Below are 2,557 nucleotides of genomic sequence, written 5' to 3' on the forward strand. Positions count from 1 at the left end.
CCGTGTACCAAGGCCTGCCCAGGTGGGTGACGAAGCCGGGGAAGCACACGAGCGCGGGAGCGTCGGCGCCTTCGGCCAGCCGCAGCGGCGCGAGCGTGTGCCGGGCGCTGTCGGCACGGTCGAAGGCGGGCAGGGCGAGCGAGGCGGTCACCAGCATGTGCATCGCCGATACGACATCGCCCGTCTCGCACACCCGTCGGTAGAGGGACGCGAGGGTCTGCGGCGGCCGTGTCGTGCCGTACGGGGCGGGCTCCGGCGCGGGATCGGGAATGGGTACGGGCTCGGGCTCGGGCTCGGGCTCGGGTTCGGGGAGGGCCTTCTCGGGGAGGGCGGTGCTCAGCTCCTCGTACAGCCGGGTGGCCAGTTGCGCGGTGCTGGGCCGGTCGAACACGAGGGTGGGGGGCAGGTGAAGGCCGGTGAGCGCGCTCAGCCGGTTGCGCAGCAGCACGCTGGTCAGGGAGTCGAAACCCAGCGCGGTGAAGGGGCGGTCGGGGACCACGGCGGTCGCGTCCGGGTGGCCGAGCACCGTGGCGACCTCCGCCCGGACCAGCTCCAGCACGGCGGGCGCACGGTCGGGCCCGGGCAGCGCTGCCAGCCGGTCCCGCCAGGTCACGGTCGCGGTCCCCGGACGGCCGTCCGTGGTTCCCACCGCTCTGTTGCCGTCGCGGCTGCCGTCCTCGGACCCGGCGGTCGGGCGGGCCGGGCGCAACAGGGCGCGCAGCGGCGGCGGGACCGGTGGCCCCGCGGGGGCCGTCGGCCGGGAACGGTCGAGCAGCAGCGGGGCGAGCACCGGCTCGCCGCTGCCCAGCGCGGCGTCGAACATCGCCAGGCCCTGCTCGGGGGAGACCGCGCGCAGCACGCCGCCCCGGGCCCGGTCGGCGAGGTCGGCGCGCGCCGCCATCCCGTCCCCGTCCGCCCACGGTCCCCAGGCGAGGGAGAGCGCGGGCAGGCCGAGGTACGCGCGGTGGTGCGCGAGAGCGTCCAGGAAGGCGTTGGCGGCGGCGTAGTTGGCCTGGCCGGCCTGTCCGAGGATCGCCGCGGCCGAGGAGAACAGCACGAAGTGCGACAGGGGAAGGTGCTCCGTCAGCCCGTGCAGGTTCCAGGCCGCGTCCGCCTTCGGCCGGAGCACCGCAGCGAGCCTTTCGGGCGTCAGCGCCTCCAGCACACCGTCGTCGAGGACCCCGGCGGCGTGGACGACTGCGGTCAGGCCGGGCGCGTACTCACCGACGACAGCGGCCAGTTGGGCGCGGTCGGCGGCGTCGCACGCGATCACGTCCGCGCGGGCTCCCGCCTCCTCCAGCGCGGCCCGCAGCCGCTGGGCCCCCGCCGCCTGCGGGCCCTGGCGGCTGATGAGGACGAGGTGGCGGACCTTGTGCCTGTGCACCAGGTGACGGGCAAGCAGACCGCCGAGGGAGCCGGTGCCCCCGGTGAGCAGGACGGTGCCACCGCTCTCGAAGCCCTCACCGGAGCGCACCCCGAAGTCTTCACGGAAGCCCTTGCCGAGGCCCTCTCCGCTTCCCTCTCCGCTTCCGGACAGGGCCTCGGTGACCGCGAGGCGGGGGACGCGCACCGTGCCTTCCGCGAGGGAGAGCTGGGGTTCGCCGGTGGCCAGAGCGGCGGGCAGCAGGTGCAGTGACTCGGGGCGGCCATCCGTGTCCACCACCGTGAGGCGGCCGGGATACTCCGACTGCGCGGCACGCGCCAGGCCCCACACCGCGGCGGCGGGCAGATCGGGCGCCGGTCCCGTGGCGCCACGGGTCACCACGACCAGGCGCGCTCCGTGCGACGCGGGACCGGACAGCCGGGCCCGCAGCAGTTCCAGCACGCGCGTGGTCATGGTGTGGGTGTCCGCCACCGGATCGGTGGCCCCGGCATCGGTGGCCCCGGCATCGGTGGCCCCGGCATCGGTGGCCCCGGCATCGGTGGCCCCGGCATCCGTGGCCCCGGCATCCGTGGATCCGACGGCTGCGGATCCGACGGCTGCGGACGGGGCGGACAGCGAGACGACGACAGTTTCGGGGGCGTCTCCCGCAGCGGTGGACAGGGAGGACAGCGCGGCGCGCAGGCCCAGATCGTCCGGCTCGGCCACGGTCAGTGCCGGGCCGTCCCCTCCTGCCGGAATGCCGGTCCACCGCAGCCCGTACAGACCCGAGGCCGCGCCCGGTCCCGTGGTCAAGGCATCGACGGCTTCCGGCACCGGCCGGGTGGTCAGCGACTCCACGCGGGCCACCGGCCTGCCCGCGGGGTCGGAGAGGTCCACCGTGACCGTGTCAGGGCCGGTGGAGCGGAGGCGTACGCGCAGCGCGGTGGCGCCGGTGGCGTACACCGTCGTACCGCGCCAGGCGAAGGGAAGCCGGGCGGGACCGGCAGGCGGGCCGGCGAGCAGTTCGGCGTGCAACGCGGCGTCCAGCAGCGCGGGATGGAGGGCGTAGCGACCGGCATCCGCCGTCGCAGGCTCCGGCAGCCGGACCTCGGCGAACAGCTCCCCGTCCCGCCGCCAGGCGGCGGTGACGCCCTGGAATGCAGGGCCGTAGGCGTAACCGGCACCGGCCAGGCG

At 76.0% G+C, this 2,557-nt stretch carries 1 protein-coding gene; it reads right to left on the bottom strand.

All coding sequences use genetic code 11. From position 1 onward, the window contains the following. Positions 1-2,557: type I polyketide synthase (locus ACWGIG_RS38395; RefSeq protein WP_453326364.1), on the bottom strand; the 2,557-nt coding region annotated here is incomplete at both ends.

The organism is Streptomyces sp. NPDC054863 (assembly GCF_053610825.1).